At 39.1% G+C, this 13794-nt stretch carries 14 protein-coding genes; 9 read left to right on the top strand and 5 right to left on the bottom strand.

What is annotated here, in order from left to right:
* Positions 1 to 15: 15 nt before the first annotated feature.
* Together LB450_RS03625 and LB450_RS03620 are read right to left on the bottom strand one after the other, a co-directional pair.
* A complete protein-coding gene (locus tag LB450_RS03625) occupies positions 16 to 3090 on the bottom strand; it encodes a TAT-variant-translocated molybdopterin oxidoreductase (protein ID WP_224486495.1) in 3075 nt (1024 codons plus the stop codon).
* Between the two features lie 28 nt (positions 3091 to 3118).
* Positions 3119 to 4447 carry a c-type cytochrome gene (locus LB450_RS03620; RefSeq protein WP_224486494.1) on the bottom strand — a complete coding sequence of 443 codons (1329 nt, stop codon included), beginning with the start codon at positions 4445 to 4447 and terminating at the stop codon, positions 3119 to 3121.
* A gap of 199 nt (positions 4448 to 4646) precedes the next feature.
* Between LB450_RS03620 and LB450_RS03615 the strand changes: the two genes are divergently transcribed.
* From LB450_RS03615 to LB450_RS03580, 8 genes are all read left to right on the top strand, one after another.
* Positions 4647 to 5024 (top strand): SPOR domain-containing protein, encoded by a 378-nt coding sequence (locus LB450_RS03615; protein ID WP_224486493.1) that lies wholly within the window; start codon positions 4647 to 4649, stop codon positions 5022 to 5024.
* Between the two features lie 103 nt (positions 5025 to 5127).
* Complete coding sequence (locus tag LB450_RS03610) at positions 5128 to 5802, top strand: DUF2064 domain-containing protein (protein WP_224486492.1); 675 nt, start codon at positions 5128 to 5130, stop codon at positions 5800 to 5802.
* Positions 5803 to 5882: 80 nt separating this feature from the next.
* Positions 5883 to 6218: an arsenosugar biosynthesis-associated peroxidase-like protein gene (locus LB450_RS03605; protein ID WP_224486491.1), complete on the top strand. Its 336-nt coding sequence runs from the start codon at positions 5883 to 5885 to the stop codon at positions 6216 to 6218.
* A gap of 44 nt (positions 6219 to 6262) precedes the next feature.
* Positions 6263 to 7315 carry an arsenosugar biosynthesis radical SAM (seleno)protein ArsS gene (gene arsS, locus LB450_RS03600; protein WP_224486490.1) on the top strand — a complete coding sequence of 351 codons (1053 nt, stop codon included), beginning with the start codon at positions 6263 to 6265 and terminating at the stop codon, positions 7313 to 7315.
* 18 nt (positions 7316 to 7333) lie between these two features.
* A complete protein-coding gene (gene arsM / locus LB450_RS03595; protein WP_224486489.1) occupies positions 7334 to 8302 on the top strand; it encodes an arsenosugar biosynthesis arsenite methyltransferase ArsM in 969 nt (322 codons plus the stop codon).
* A gap of 91 nt (positions 8303 to 8393) precedes the next feature.
* A complete protein-coding gene (locus LB450_RS03590) occupies positions 8394 to 8885 on the top strand; it encodes a rhodanese-like domain-containing protein (protein WP_224486488.1) in 492 nt (163 codons plus the stop codon).
* Positions 8885 to 9505: a TIGR04282 family arsenosugar biosynthesis glycosyltransferase gene (locus tag LB450_RS03585; protein WP_224486487.1), complete on the top strand. Its 621-nt coding sequence runs from the start codon at positions 8885 to 8887 to the stop codon at positions 9503 to 9505. The genes LB450_RS03590 and LB450_RS03585 overlap by 1 nt, the downstream gene beginning before the upstream one ends.
* Before the next feature lie 8 nt (positions 9506 to 9513).
* Positions 9514 to 10326, top strand: a complete 813-nt coding sequence (locus LB450_RS03580; protein WP_224486486.1) for a purine-nucleoside phosphorylase — start codon at positions 9514 to 9516, stop codon at positions 10324 to 10326.
* A gap of 176 nt (positions 10327 to 10502) precedes the next feature.
* Here LB450_RS03580 and LB450_RS03575 read toward each other — a convergent pair whose 3' ends face one another.
* Positions 10503 to 11717 (bottom strand): hypothetical protein, encoded by a 1215-nt coding sequence (locus LB450_RS03575; protein WP_224486485.1) that lies wholly within the window; start codon positions 11715 to 11717, stop codon positions 10503 to 10505.
* A gap of 57 nt (positions 11718 to 11774) precedes the next feature.
* On the bottom strand, positions 11775 to 12251 hold the full coding sequence (gene greA / locus LB450_RS03570) for a transcription elongation factor GreA (protein WP_224486484.1): 477 nt from the start codon (positions 12249 to 12251) through the stop codon (positions 11775 to 11777).
* 109 nt (positions 12252 to 12360) lie between these two features.
* Here greA and LB450_RS03565 point away from each other — a divergent pair, with 109 nt between their 5' ends.
* Positions 12361 to 12786 carry a hypothetical protein gene (locus LB450_RS03565; protein WP_224486483.1) on the top strand — a complete coding sequence of 142 codons (426 nt, stop codon included), beginning with the start codon at positions 12361 to 12363 and terminating at the stop codon, positions 12784 to 12786.
* Here the strand turns inward: LB450_RS03565 and LB450_RS03560 are convergent.
* The gene (locus LB450_RS03560; protein WP_224486482.1) at positions 12779 to 13747 is read right to left on the bottom strand and encodes an ABC transporter ATP-binding protein; all 969 of its coding nucleotides are present in this window, start codon (positions 13745 to 13747) and stop codon (positions 12779 to 12781) included. The genes LB450_RS03565 and LB450_RS03560 overlap by 8 nt on opposite strands.
* Positions 13748 to 13794 lie beyond the last annotated feature (47 nt).

Here is a 13794-nt window from a genome sequence, read left to right as displayed (position 1 = left end):
TTCCTAGTTAGTTGATTATGCTTCTGTTGTGTTTCGAACTTTAGTATGATACATCACGTTTGGCTTGGTTCCTAAGTACTCAAGCAAGTGATACATTCTATCATCTTTAGTCTTTTTGTAAACAACACTTTCTTCATCGTTGATGTCACCAAAAACTATGGCCCCGTTATCACAGGCAGAAGAACATGCCGTTTGGAATTCTCCATCTTCGATGACTCTTCCATCACGTTTGGCGTCAAGAATTGTTTTCTGTGTCATTTGAATACACATAGAACATTTCTCCATCACACCACGAGATCTTACGGTCACATCCGGATTCAATACCATACGACCAAGGTCATTGTTCATGTGGTAATCAAATTCGTCATTTTGGTTATATAAAAACCAGTTGAAACGTCTTACTTTATAAGGGCAGTTGTTAGCGCAATACCTCGTTCCTACACAACGGTTATATGTCATGTGGTTTTGACCCTGACGTCCGTGTGCAGATGCTGCAACAGGACAAACCGTCTCACATGGAGCATGATTACAGTGCTGACACATTACAGGCTGAAAAATAACTTGAACATCTTCTGCTGAAGCTACTTCCAGATCGCCATAAGTACCTATAGCACTTCCTAAACCAGAAATATCATCTTTCTTTTCATAATCTCCTTCAATGGTTTCTTCAGAAGAATAGTAGCGGTCAATTCTTAACCAGTGCATATCCCTACTCTTACGAATTTCACTTTTACCAACCACAGGAACATTGTTCTCACTATGACAGGCAATCACACAGGCACCACAACCGGTACATGCATTGAGGTCTATCGAAAGATTAAAGTGATGTCCGATAGAACGGTCAAATTCGTCCCAAAGATCTACATCCGGGCTGGTCACGTCAACTTCCTGATGGTTTAAGGATACCTGAGGAGTTGCATTGTAATAATCCTTGTCTTTTGTGTTGAAAATCTCCAGTGATGTCTCCTTTACAATATCTCTCCTCCCCATCATGGTATGATGAAGCTGGACACAAGCAAATTCATGAACACCGCTCACTTTTTCTAAGCCTACAGTTTGATTGACATCGAAATTCTGGTAGAGTGGGAAAGCATTCACACCTACCTGCATCTCTTCCTGGATAGATTCTGTTTTACCATAACCTAAAGCAAGACCAATGGAACCTGGCGCTTGCCCCGGCTGAATAATCACAGGTAATTTATCTATCGTTTTATCGCCAATAGTCACCGCTACATAATCCCCGTTTAGGGCACCATTGGCAACATTGCTGTTTTCTAAGCCCATGGCTTGAGCATCAGCTTTGGATATGGTTACATAATTATCCCAGGATGTTCTTGTCACCGGGTCTGGCATTTCCTGCAACCATGGATTGTTGGCGTGAGAGCCATCACCCATTGATGTTTTGGTATATAAAGTCAACTCAAATCCTTCTGAATCACTCTTGGCAACCAGCTTTCTAGCTCCTGCAGAAATATCTATAGCAGAAACTTCAGAAGCAGCAGGCAGGCTCATGTCATACATAAAACTACCATCATGAAGGGACTGGTTCCAGGATAAGCCGTCGAATGTAGACTTGAAATTATCTTTAACGTACTCGTAAAATTTAGTTGAATTCCCGTTCAATTTCAACAAACAATCCTCGAATTGTCTGGTATTGAAAAGTGGTTTTATAGTAGGCTGTACTAAGCTAAAATCCTTTTTAGTAAACCTGATGTCACCCCAGGATTCAAGATAATGTGGAATAGCGGCTATGTATTTGCAAAGTATAGCTGTTTCGTCTTTCTTCATAGAAAAATCGACAGTAGTTTCCACGTTTTCTAAAGCAGATGTAAACTCATCAGCATTAGAAAGAGAATAAGCAGGATTTACACCGGCCATCATCAACCCTCCGACTTTACCAGCTTTCATTTCAGAAATTAAGGTCTGAATTTTAGAATTCCGACCCTGACGAATCAAGCGTGGGTTTTCCAAATCGAAGACTTTACTCGAAAGTTTTTCGTTGATTTCCAAAGCCATGGCCTGAGCTTCCAGAGAATCTAATCCAGTAACGAAAACAGCTCCAGAGGAGTTAGTTTTCAATTGAGCAACTGCATTATCAACATGAGCTTTTAGAGCATCGCTTAAGTTTGTTGAAGCTACTATACCAACGATTTGGTTATACACTTCAACGACAATTTGTTTTTGTAAGGATGGTTTTACAGGAACTCTTTTGTCTGCATTCGCACCACTTAAAGTCATATTGGCCTCAAACTGAACGTGACGAGACATTTTTCCATTATTGGGCACTCTACTCTTGCTGTAGCCAGAATCAAAGGCACCACCTTGCCAATCTCCTAAGAAATCTGCTCCAACAGAGACAATCATTTCAGATTTTGAAAAATCATAATTTGGAAGCGCTCTGTAACCATACTTCGCCTCGAACGCATCTAATGCAGCTTCATCAGAAACTGTATCATAAACAATGTGTTCAACATTCGGATAGTTTTCTTGAAATTCTTTGATAAGTTGATCAGTAGAAGGAGAAGCAAAAGTCTGCGTCAACAGATAAGTCTTCTTATCTGAACCAGCCTTTAAATCCGTTTCTAAAGACGAAAAGAATTCAGTCCAGGTGACATCTCTATTATCAATTTGTGGATTTTGAAGACGCTTGATGTCATACAAATCCAAAACTGAAGCATGGACTCTAGCTTTACCGGCAGACAGTCCGTTAGATTCTTTATTAGTTTCAATTTTAATAGGTCGCCCTTCTCTCGTTTTAACAAGAACACTTGCAAAATCAAACCCATTGGCAATGGTAGTTGCATAATAATCTGCAACACCTGGCACGATGCGCTCTGGCTGGACTACGTAAGGAATAGACTTGACAACTGGACCTTCACAGGCTGCTAAAGAGGCAGCTGCTGTACTAAATCCAACATACTTTAAGAAGTCTCTACGTGAAGTTTGAGAACTCTCTAATTTATCCTTATCACCCAAAAACTCATCTGCAGGAATATGCTCTGCAAATTCATTTTGTTCAAGCGCTTCAACTAAAGGACTGCTCTCCTCAAGTTGTTCGGCACTTTTCCAATATTTCTTTTCTGATGACATATTGAACTTTAATTTTTCTAAATTAATATTAATAATGACACTTTCCACATTCCAATCCACCCATCTCTGCAGCGGTTAACTGATCGACATCATACTTTTTGGAAAGTTCTTCATGTATTTTTTCGTAGTAAGCATTTCCTTCAACCTTGATATTGGTTTCACGGTGACAGTTGATACACCATCCCATCGTTAATGGAGCATGCTGATACATGATTTCCATTTCCTCAACCGGACCGTGACACTGCTGACATTCTATACCCGCAACCGAAACGTGTTGTGAGTGATTAAAGTAAGCAAAATCAGGTAAATTATGTATACGAACCCATTTCACAGGTTTAGTTTCTCCAGTATATGATTGCGTAGAGGTGTCCCATCCAGTGGCTTCGTAAAGCTTTTGAATTTCACCATCATAAAATTCTTTTGAATAATCTTCTGTTGCTGTTTCTGGCGAAACTTCAGCAATCTGTTTATGACAGTTCATACATACATTCAACGAAGGAATACCCGAATGCTTAGACACTCTAGCTGAAGAGTGACAATATTTACATTCAATCTGGTTTTCGCCAGCATGAATTCTATGTGAATAATGTATAGGCTGAATCGGTTCGTAGCCCTGGTCTACACCAACTTGCATAAGGAAACCATATCCACCCCAGGCAACCGCGAGAAGTAAGAAAACGACAGCGACCAAAACCAAAAATTGATTCTCAGCAAACGCCACCCAGATTGGTTTTCCTTTAGGCTTGTCAGCTTTTACAGGAATTCCGTTGGCTTCAGCAAACCGGTTAAGTGTTTTGTTGACAAGATATAAGATAACAGAAAGCACAAGTAGTACAATCGCTAAAAGTCCAAGAACAATTTCCGTAGAAATCCCACCACCACCTTGAGCCTCTCCAGCAGGAGCTGCAGCTACATCTACTTTAGGTTCTGGCTTTGGCTCTTCGACATAAGCCAGGATATTATCGATATCCTGATTGCTTAACTGAGGAAAAGCATTCATGGCTACTTTATTCCACTCCTCATACAATTGAACTGCCTGAGAATCTCCAGATTTTATTAATTGCTGGCTGTTTTTTATCCATTTATACAGCCAATCCATATCTCTTCGTTCGGTCACACCGTGAAGCATAGGACCAACTGCATCTTTATAGCGCTTATGGCAAGCTGCACAAAGCGAGTTAAATAATTCTTTCCCCTTTGCAGGATCTGCACCCTCAACAGCTACTGCTTCGGCACCTGATCCCTCTTGGGAATCAGACCCTTCTGCGTCTTGGCCAAATGTTGTAAAAGTGAAAAGAATAAGAAACACTAGAAAGAAATGTTTCAGAATAAATGGGCGTTCCATCGACTTTTTCATATAAAATATATTAACCTTTTTCAATCTGACGCCCATAAAAACATAGGTTTGAGCATCAAAAAATTGACTACAAAAGTAACACTTAAAAGATGTTTCTGGAATACCTACATATGTTAAATGACAATTTATAACCTTTCTAAATTAGAATTTGAAGGCTTTATTTTAGGTTTAACTGTACATTTGCTTCAAAACCAAGATGATGTTAAAAAATATATTTTTTGCTATTATATTGATTGCTATTTTTCTGCCAGCAAATTTTTGTTTTGCTCAAAAACTTAATACTTCTGAACTCCAAACAATTAAAGAACTTATTAAGGTGAAACATGAGCTAGAATCCAACCACGAACTCAAAAGCACGTATAAGCTCCAAATATTTTCAGGATCCTTGGATCAAGCTAACGAAACTCAGGAAAAATTCGAATCTCTACAGCTCGATATTGCTTCTCAAATCATCTATCAAACTCCAAACTACAAAGTCTGGGTAGGAAATTACAGAAACAGAATACAGGCGGACAGAGCATTTGAAAAAGTAAAATCTGAGTATCCAAACACACTCATCATAAGACCTGGAAAATAAAGTCAACCTTAAAAATGGCCGAAAATCGTTTAGTCATTTTTTTTAAGACCATAAATATGCTGAACTCTAGTAAGGTTTTATCCTCAGGTAAGACTATAGACGTATGAAAGAACGCACTGGCCTATTAATTTTCTCCAAATCTATAGATGCTGAATGCTCTCATAAAGATTTTGAAGGCAATCGACTTTTTTTTCAAAGCCAGGAAAAGCGACTTAAAAACCTGTGTTCCAAAACAGGACTCGATACTTTTAGTTTTGATGAACACCAACAACAGGGACATACTTTTGGTGAACGGTTTTGCAATTCTATTTCTTCAGTGTTTTCAAAAGGCTACGACAACCTAATCATCATCGGTAGCGATAGCCCTCAATTAAAATTCAAACACTTTCAGGCAAGTATAGATTCTCTAAACAACAGCAAAGCCTGTTTAGGGAAATCTTTTGATGGTGGGTTTTATATGCTGGCCATCCAGAAACAACACTTCAATTATTCAGAATTTTTAAATCTATCCTGGACTACTTCAAAAATAAGTTCAGAAGTTATTCAATTACTTAAAACCAAAGTTGACATCAATTTTATACCGACGTTAAAAGATGTTGACAATACGTTTGACTTTTTAAGTTTAATCAATTTCTCAAAACAACTCTACACTGATGTTATTTTGATATTAAAAAGCGCTAATAAATTCTTTGATTTTCATTTCCAAAACCCTTCTTTGTTAGCAGAAAAAATCATTTCAGGTTCTTTTCTCAACAAAGCTCCACCTTGTGCTTTCTAGAGTTTAAGGAACAGCATTATTACTTTTCATTTAATTTTTATAAAACTCAAGGGCAACATTGCCCCATAATTCTATTATATATGGCAGATTCTTATTACGATCCAAAAGACCTTAGAAAATTTCCAAAAATTACTGACTGGAGTCAAGACCTGGGAGATAAATTTTTTGATTATTACGGTAAAGTTTTTGAAAAAGGAGCGCTTTCGGAACGCGAAAAATCATTGATTGCTTTAGCCGTTTCTCACGTTGTAAAATGTCCTTATTGTATAGACGCCTATACTCAAGACGGACTCCAACGCGGTATTACCAAGGAGGAAATGATGGAAGCTGTACACACTGGAGCAGCAATTGAGTCTGGAGCTACGCTGGTTCACGCTACCCAAATGATGAAAAAATACGATAAGTTGAGTCATTAAGATGAAGGTCTTAATTCTCGGTTTAAACTTTAAAAATATTAAAAATGGCAACGAAATCTCTACTGGCAAGAAAGAAATTGATGGCTAAAGCTGAAGAGCAGCTCAAATACCTTTCCAACGGTATTTTCAAAGAAGAGCTTCCCACTTTTAAGCATCAGTTGGAAAAGATCAACGATTTCCCGCTTAAACCTAAAACTCTTGAAATTCTCCAACTCAACCTGGGCTATATGTGTAACCAGGTTTGTGAACATTGCCACGTGGATGCAGGTCCAGACCGTAAAGAAATCATGACTAAAAAAACCATGCAGCAATGCCTGGAAGTCATCAAAACCACCAAAGCCCACACGCTGGACTTGACTGGTGGTGCCCCAGAGATGAATCCGAATTTCAGATGGTTTGTGGAAGAAGCATCCAAGCTGGGTGTCAAAGATTTTATCGTCAGGTCCAACCTCACCATCATAAGAGCTAATAAAAAGTATCATGACCTGCCTGAATTTTTTAAAAAACACAACGTCCATATCGTAAGTTCTATGCCGCACTGGACCAAAGGAAAAACTGATAAACAAAGAGGAAGCGGAGTTTTTGACAAGTCCATAAAAGCTTTGCAGGACCTCAATGCTATTGGATATGGTTTGCCAGATTCTCATCTTCAATTGGATTTGGTTTACAACCCGTCCGGAGCTTTCCTGCCTTCCAATCAGGAAGCTTTGGAACAGGATTTCAAAAAAGCATTGAAAGACGATTTCGGCATCGAATTCAATAGTTTATTTACAATTACCAATTTGCCAATCTCCAGATACCTGGACTATCTTATCGCCTCAGACAATTATGAAGACTATATGTACAAACTGGTAGATGCTTACAATCCTGCAGCAGTCAAAAATGTGATGTGTCGAAATACGCTTTCGATAAGCTGGGACGGCTGGCTGTACGACTGCGATTTCAATCAAATGCTGGAAATGAGAGTGGATAGTCCGGTTCAGCACATCAAAGACTATAACGAAGAGTTACTTCAGGATAGGTCCATCTGCGTCTCACAGCATTGCTACGGGTGTACTGCTGGTGCAGGAAGTTCCTGCCAGGGAAGTGTCGTTTAAATCAATTAATAAAGAAAAATGGGTTACTTAGAAACTACTTACGATGTCTACAAAGACGCAGCACTTACTCCAGATGTGGGCTTGTGTTGCACCACAAATCCCATCTGGGAATTACCGGGGCTTAAAATTCCTAAAATCATGCAGGAAATGAACTATGGCTGCGGAAGCACAGTTCATGCCAGGGACTTATCCAACAATCCAAAGATGCTGTATGTAGGCGTTGGTGGCGGAATGGAATTACTTCAGTTTGCGTATTTCAACCGCCAGAAAGACGGAGTGATTGGAGTAGATATGGTCGATGAAATGCTGGAGGCCTCCAGAAAAAACTTTAAAGAAGCAGAGCAGGTTAACCCCTGGTTCAAAAGTGATTTCGTTGCTCTCAAAAAAGGAGATGCGCTTCATCTCCCTGTAAAAGATAATAGCATAGATGTGGCTGCTCAAAATTGCCTTTTCAATATTTTCAAAGCCGAAGATCTCAAAAAAGCTATTGAAGAAATGTACCGGGTACTCAAGCCCAGCGGCAAACTAGTAATGAGCGATCCCACCTGTGAGCAGGATATGAATGACACCTTAAGAAACGATGATAGACTCAGAGCGCTTTGCCTGAGCGGTAGTTTACCCTTAGCTGATTATGTGAAAGCGCTTACTGATGTTGGTTTTGGGACTATTGAAATAAGGGCCAGAAAACCTTATCGTATTTTAGATCCAAAACACTATCCCACTAACGATCTAATCTATATTGAATCTGTAGAAGTAGCTGCTATCAAAGATCCAATGCTCGAAGACGGCCCCTGTATTTTTACTGGAAAAGCGGCAATTTATTATGGTGACAATTCCTTCTTTGATGATGATAAAGGACATGTTTTATTGCAAAACCAACCCTTAGCCATTTGCGATAAAACAGCAAAAGCCTTATCCGATTTAGGAAGAAACGATATTTATATAAGTGACTCCACATTTCATTATGATGGCGGCGGGTGCTGTTAAATAAACAGTAAGAAATGACCGATGACTAATAAGACTCGAAACAAGCCCTTAACTTTGTAATTCTGCTTTTCAACAATTGAAAGTGATTAAAATGAAACTAAAATTAATCTTATTTATACTTTCTCTTCCCTGTCTTGCTTTTTCTCAAAGCATAGACAAAGCCATTGAAAAGCACAACTCCAATACGGTGGAGTACATCAGCGTTGAAGAATTGGTTCAGTTGAAAAACTCTGATCATAACATCAAATTGCTGGATACGAGACAGCCTACAGAATATGGCATTAGCCATCTTCAAAATGCCATTTTTGCTGGATACGAGGATTTTAACCTGAAGTCGATCCAGGATAAAATCAATACCCAAGATACCATTATTGTCTATTGTTCCATCGGGGTACGTTCTGAAGATATAGGCGAACAGCTTCAGAAAGCCGGTTACAAAAACGTCTTCAATTTATATGGAGGCATTTTCGATTGGGTAAATAAGGGACATCAAGTCTATCATCAGCAGGAAATTACAAAAAAAGTGCACGCTTACGACAGGTTTTGGAGTAAATACCTAAAGGCAGGTAAAAAAGTGTATTGATGAAAAAACTAGTCATTGTTTTTGCTAAAAACCCTGAGCCTGGTAAGTGCAAAACGCGCTTAGCCAAAAGCATAGGGGATGAAAAAGCCTTGGAAGTTTACAAGGAGCTAATTAAACACACCGCTAAAACCATTGGAAACGCCAACACAAGTCGGGCAGTATTTTATTCCGAAGAAATCCAAACCCAAGACCTTTGGAATGACACCCTATTTCAGAAAGAAATCCAAAGTAACGGGCATCTGGGACAAAAAATGCAAGCTGCTTTTGAGTGGGGTTTTGAACAAGGCTATTCCAAAATTTGTATCGTAGGCAGTGATTTATTTGAGCTGGAGACTTCAGATATCGACAAAGCATTTCAGGAGTTAGAGCAAACTGATATCGTTTTTGGACCTGCCAATGACGGCGGTTATTATCTCATGGGCATGACTCGGTTCTATAAAAACGCCTTTCTAGAAAAGGCATGGAGCACCGAGAGCGTTTTAGAAAAAACAATTGAGGATTTAAAAGGCTTAAAACTGGCTTTTCTAAAAACCAAAACCGATATTGACACCCTGGAAGATTTGGCGAAACATCCAGAATTTCATCACTATATCCCTGATCATATTTTAAAAACACTATAGATAAACCTATGAAAGAAAGACTCAGCAAAACAGTAAGTTACCTTGAAGAAAAAGGATTTTTAAACCCTGAAATCGGAATTATTCTCGGTACAGGACTAGGAAAACTGATTGAACAAATCGACATCGAAAAGGAGATTAGCTACAACCATATCCCGCACTTCCCAACGGCAACGGTAGAGTTCCACCAGGGAAAATTCATCTTTGGCAACCTAGCTGGTAAAAAAGTAGTGGTGATGCAAGGGCGTTTTCACTTTTACGAAGGCTATTCCCTGCAGGACATCACTTATCCGGTACGCATCATGAAGGAATTGGGCATCAAAAAACTTTTGGTGTCCAATGCTTCTGGAGCCATCAACAAGAACTATAAAAAGGGAGATTTGATGCTTATCGAAGACCACATCAATCTGCAGGGTGGTTCACCGCTCGCTTTTAAAGGAGTTTCCCAGTTTGGCAAACGTTTTGTCGATATGCTGGCCCCTTATGACAAGGATATGAATTCAAAATTCAAGGACATTGCACAACAAAACGACATCACTTTACATGAAGGCGTTTATGCCTCGGTTGTGGGACCACAGCTGGAAACCCGGGCAGAGTACCGCTACCTGGGCATCATTGGCGCCGATGCTGTGGGCATGAGCACCGTTCCAGAGGTCATTGTAGCCAACCATCTCAAGTTGCCAGTTTCGGCCATTTCGGTCTTGACAGATGAGTGCGACCCCGACAATCTGCAGCCTGTCAACATCGAAGAGATTATCTCTATTGCTAACAAAGCGGAACCTAAGTTGGTTAAGCTTTTCTCGAGTTTAATTAATTCTCTTTAGGGCGTTTACGGTCTTTCCGCTACAAGTCCGTCTATGGTTTTGGAGATCTGTATATTATAAAAAGAGCTTCTTTGCAGTCGCTTTTTTACAATAACCGCTCTATTCCAAAACCATAGTACGGGCTTTTCACTACAATCCCTAACGCAACTCAAGTCAGCTTAAATCATCACAAACACTTATCTAAAACTGATGACATAACTCACCCCTGTCTGTAAATCGGGAGTATTGTTAACCAGCCAGTCCTGCTGCAAATACACTCTGAAGCTATTTTTATCGGTAAAGGCATAGAAAAAAGTCCAGTAATTATTATTCAGATATAACTGGGTAACACTATAATGCCATGACCGATCAGCCCGTTCGTTTCTGAACAGAATGCTGTAATCATATTCAGAAGGCTTGTGATAAGCAGATTGGATATAAAAATCAAGTCCAAAGCTATGGGTCTGCTGTTTAGAGTTTAGAATGTTATAGGTAAAAACGCTTTCTAAATTCAGGAAACCTGGTCGGGTTGCAAATTCTATATTCCTATCAGATAGTGATGCCGTCTTCAAGTGGAGGTAACCCAGACTTAAACCAAGTTGAAAATACGTATTATCCCTAAAGGCAATGTTTTTAAACACATTGGCTGTGAAACCCAAATCTATAGACTTATTAAAAGGGGAAGTATTAATCCCGGAATGCAACCCGATGTTGAAGTGCATCTCGTAGGGTAAAAGGTTTTCGAAATAATGGTAGTAATCCAATTTCACACCTCCAAAAAAGCCTTCATTTTCATGAATTAGCAGTTGACGACCTTGCCTGTCGGTATAGTTGATTTCTGCCTGATTAAGGCCAAATTCTCTTCGCTGAAAAGGGTCTTTCCCTCCGGCAATATTGGAGTGAATAGCTTCAATAAAATCATCCCCCGTGAGTCCAGTAAAAGGAAATCGTCCTCTCGTAAGAAGGAAAGAACGCAACTCGACCTGTATAGCATTTTTAGAATTTATAGGCACATACACTTTAGCCTTCAAACCTTTGATGACCCCGTCGTAGGCAATTTTGAAATTCTCGGTATTGGATAGGAAATTTTCATCTGTCCTGTCCACGAAAAATTCTCGTCTATGCCACTCGTAGGGAGTGACTAAATTTTTAATGGTATTTGAGGTAGGGATGTAATTTTCTACAGGCTGACCCCAAACATTCCCGCTTAAATAATCGAATTGTAGGCTTGAGTTCTGATCTGGTTTGCTTTTAAAATGCCCCTCGAGTCGGCTGCTGAAAATCCCAAAAACATGAGCCGATAATAGAGATGGTTTTTGAACAGATGTGTTTAAAACTAATGTGTCCTGTGCATGAGTCTTTATACAAGAAATAAAAAACACAAAAACAAAGACACCAGTAGATTTAAGCATTTTAAAAAATTAATAACAAAATCAGATTTACCAGGTAGTGTATTAATTCACAGAAGTTTAATCTCTAAAAACTTCAAGAATCTCGAACGTAATGATTCCGTTAGGGACTTCAATTTCTGCTGTGTCTCCTGCTTTTTTACCAAGAAGACCTTTCCCAATAGGAGAATCTACAGATATCTTTCCGGCTTTCAAATCAGCTTCGCTTTGAGCAACCAACTTATAAGTCATTTCCTTATTCATCTTAGTGTTCTTCAATCTCACTTTACTGTGGATCAACACCTTGGAGGTGTCCAGTTGTGACTCATCTATAACTCTTGCATTGGCAACAACTTCTTCCAGTTTGGAAATACGCATCTCCAACATACCCTGCGCTTCTTTAGCGGCGTCATATTCAGCATTTTCACTAAGATCGCCTTTATCTCTGGCGTCTGCAATATCTTGTGAGGCTTTAGGGCGCTCTACATCTCTTAACTGGTCAAGCTCTGCTCTAAGCTTTTTTAATCCTTCTTCTGTATAATAAGATACTTTACTCATAATCTTGTCGTTTATATATAACAAAAAAAGAATCCCGCGGGTTTCGAGATTCTATATGACAAATATAATATTTTTGTAGCTTCAAAGTCATAAACATCTAAAAATTAATATGAAAGCTATTTTTCTTCTCATAGGCCTATCATTTTTGATAAGCTGTGAAAGCGATGACAATTTAAGGCGAAACCCAAATTTGCTCAACATCAATGTGAATTATGAAGTCAACCTTAGTCTTCCACAATTCAACAACCTCAACTTTAGCGGCAATTCTGTGTATGTGCCCGGCCAGGGCAATCTTGGGCTTATCATCGTAAATTCAGGTAGTAGCTTTCTAGCCTGGGATGCGGCAGATCCCAACCTTACTCCAAGTGACTGCTCCAGGCTTATTATAGACGGACTTAATGCTGAATCGACCTGCGACGACCCTCCAAATAGCTATAGCCTTATCACAGGGCAACCTCTGGTAGAAAATTTGAGGTATCCTCTTTTTGCTTACCGAGTTACAGAAAGTAGTGGGGTCCTCCGAATATTCAATTAAGCCGTTTCATGATTTTTTCTGTGTCTATCTGAAAAAAAACCTTATCACCAACGTTGTAATCCACTTCAGAAATTGCAAAAATGCATTCAGAATTATAGTCTATTTCCACAAGGCAATGAGAACCTTTAAAATAGCTTGATTTTATAATTCCTTTGAATTTAGAATTTTCTTCAATACCAATTTCATGAGGGTAAACTAAAATCTTATCCTCATTCCATTTTATACCGAATTCATTGGGATCCAACGTATTGATATCTCCAAAAAGCGAAGCACAGTAGTTGTTTTTAGGCTGATTATAAACGTGACGAGTAGTTCTGAAATCTATAGCTTCCCCTTTTTTTAAAATCATTGTAAAATCAGAAAATGGCAGCACATCCTCTGCATCATGGGTGGCGAAAATACAGGTGATGTTTTCCTTTTTCAGAAATTGAAACAGACGCCTTCTCAGTCTGTGTTTCAAAAACTGATCGATATGGCTGAAAGGTTCATCAAGTAGAATCATCTCTGGCGGTTTTGCCAAAGCCTGCGCAATAGCTACTCTTTGCTTTTGTCCTCCGCTTAAGGTTTTTACTTTTTGATGCTTTACCGCTTCAAGATCAAAAAGCGCTATGAGTTCATCACTTCGCTTTTCATTTTCCTCTGGAGTCTCTCTTGATAGAAACTTTTGAATGTTTTCTTCTGATGTGGTAAAAGGCATCAAATCGAATTCCTGAGATAAGTGTTTAAATTTCGAAAATCCTGGCACCAGGTTAAATGCAGGACCACGAACTTCCTCATCTTTCCAGTAAATCGAGCCTTTATCTAAATCAAAAAGACCATACAAAGACTGGACAAGAGTACTTTTTCCGCAACCGCTCTCGCCAATAATAGCCAAATGATCTCCTGTCTTTAATTCAAAAGTGATGTCTGATATACCAGTACCTTTTTCGTGAAAATAGCTGAGATTATTGACCTTAAGCATGAATATAGTTTTGAGCAAAGTTAGCTAAAGCAGGAAGACCAAAGTCA

The organism is Psychroflexus curvus (genome assembly GCF_020164585.1).
GTDB lineage: Bacteria > Bacteroidota > Bacteroidia > Flavobacteriales > Flavobacteriaceae > Psychroflexus > Psychroflexus curvus.
This window is presented reverse-complemented; position numbering and strand designations above follow the sequence as displayed.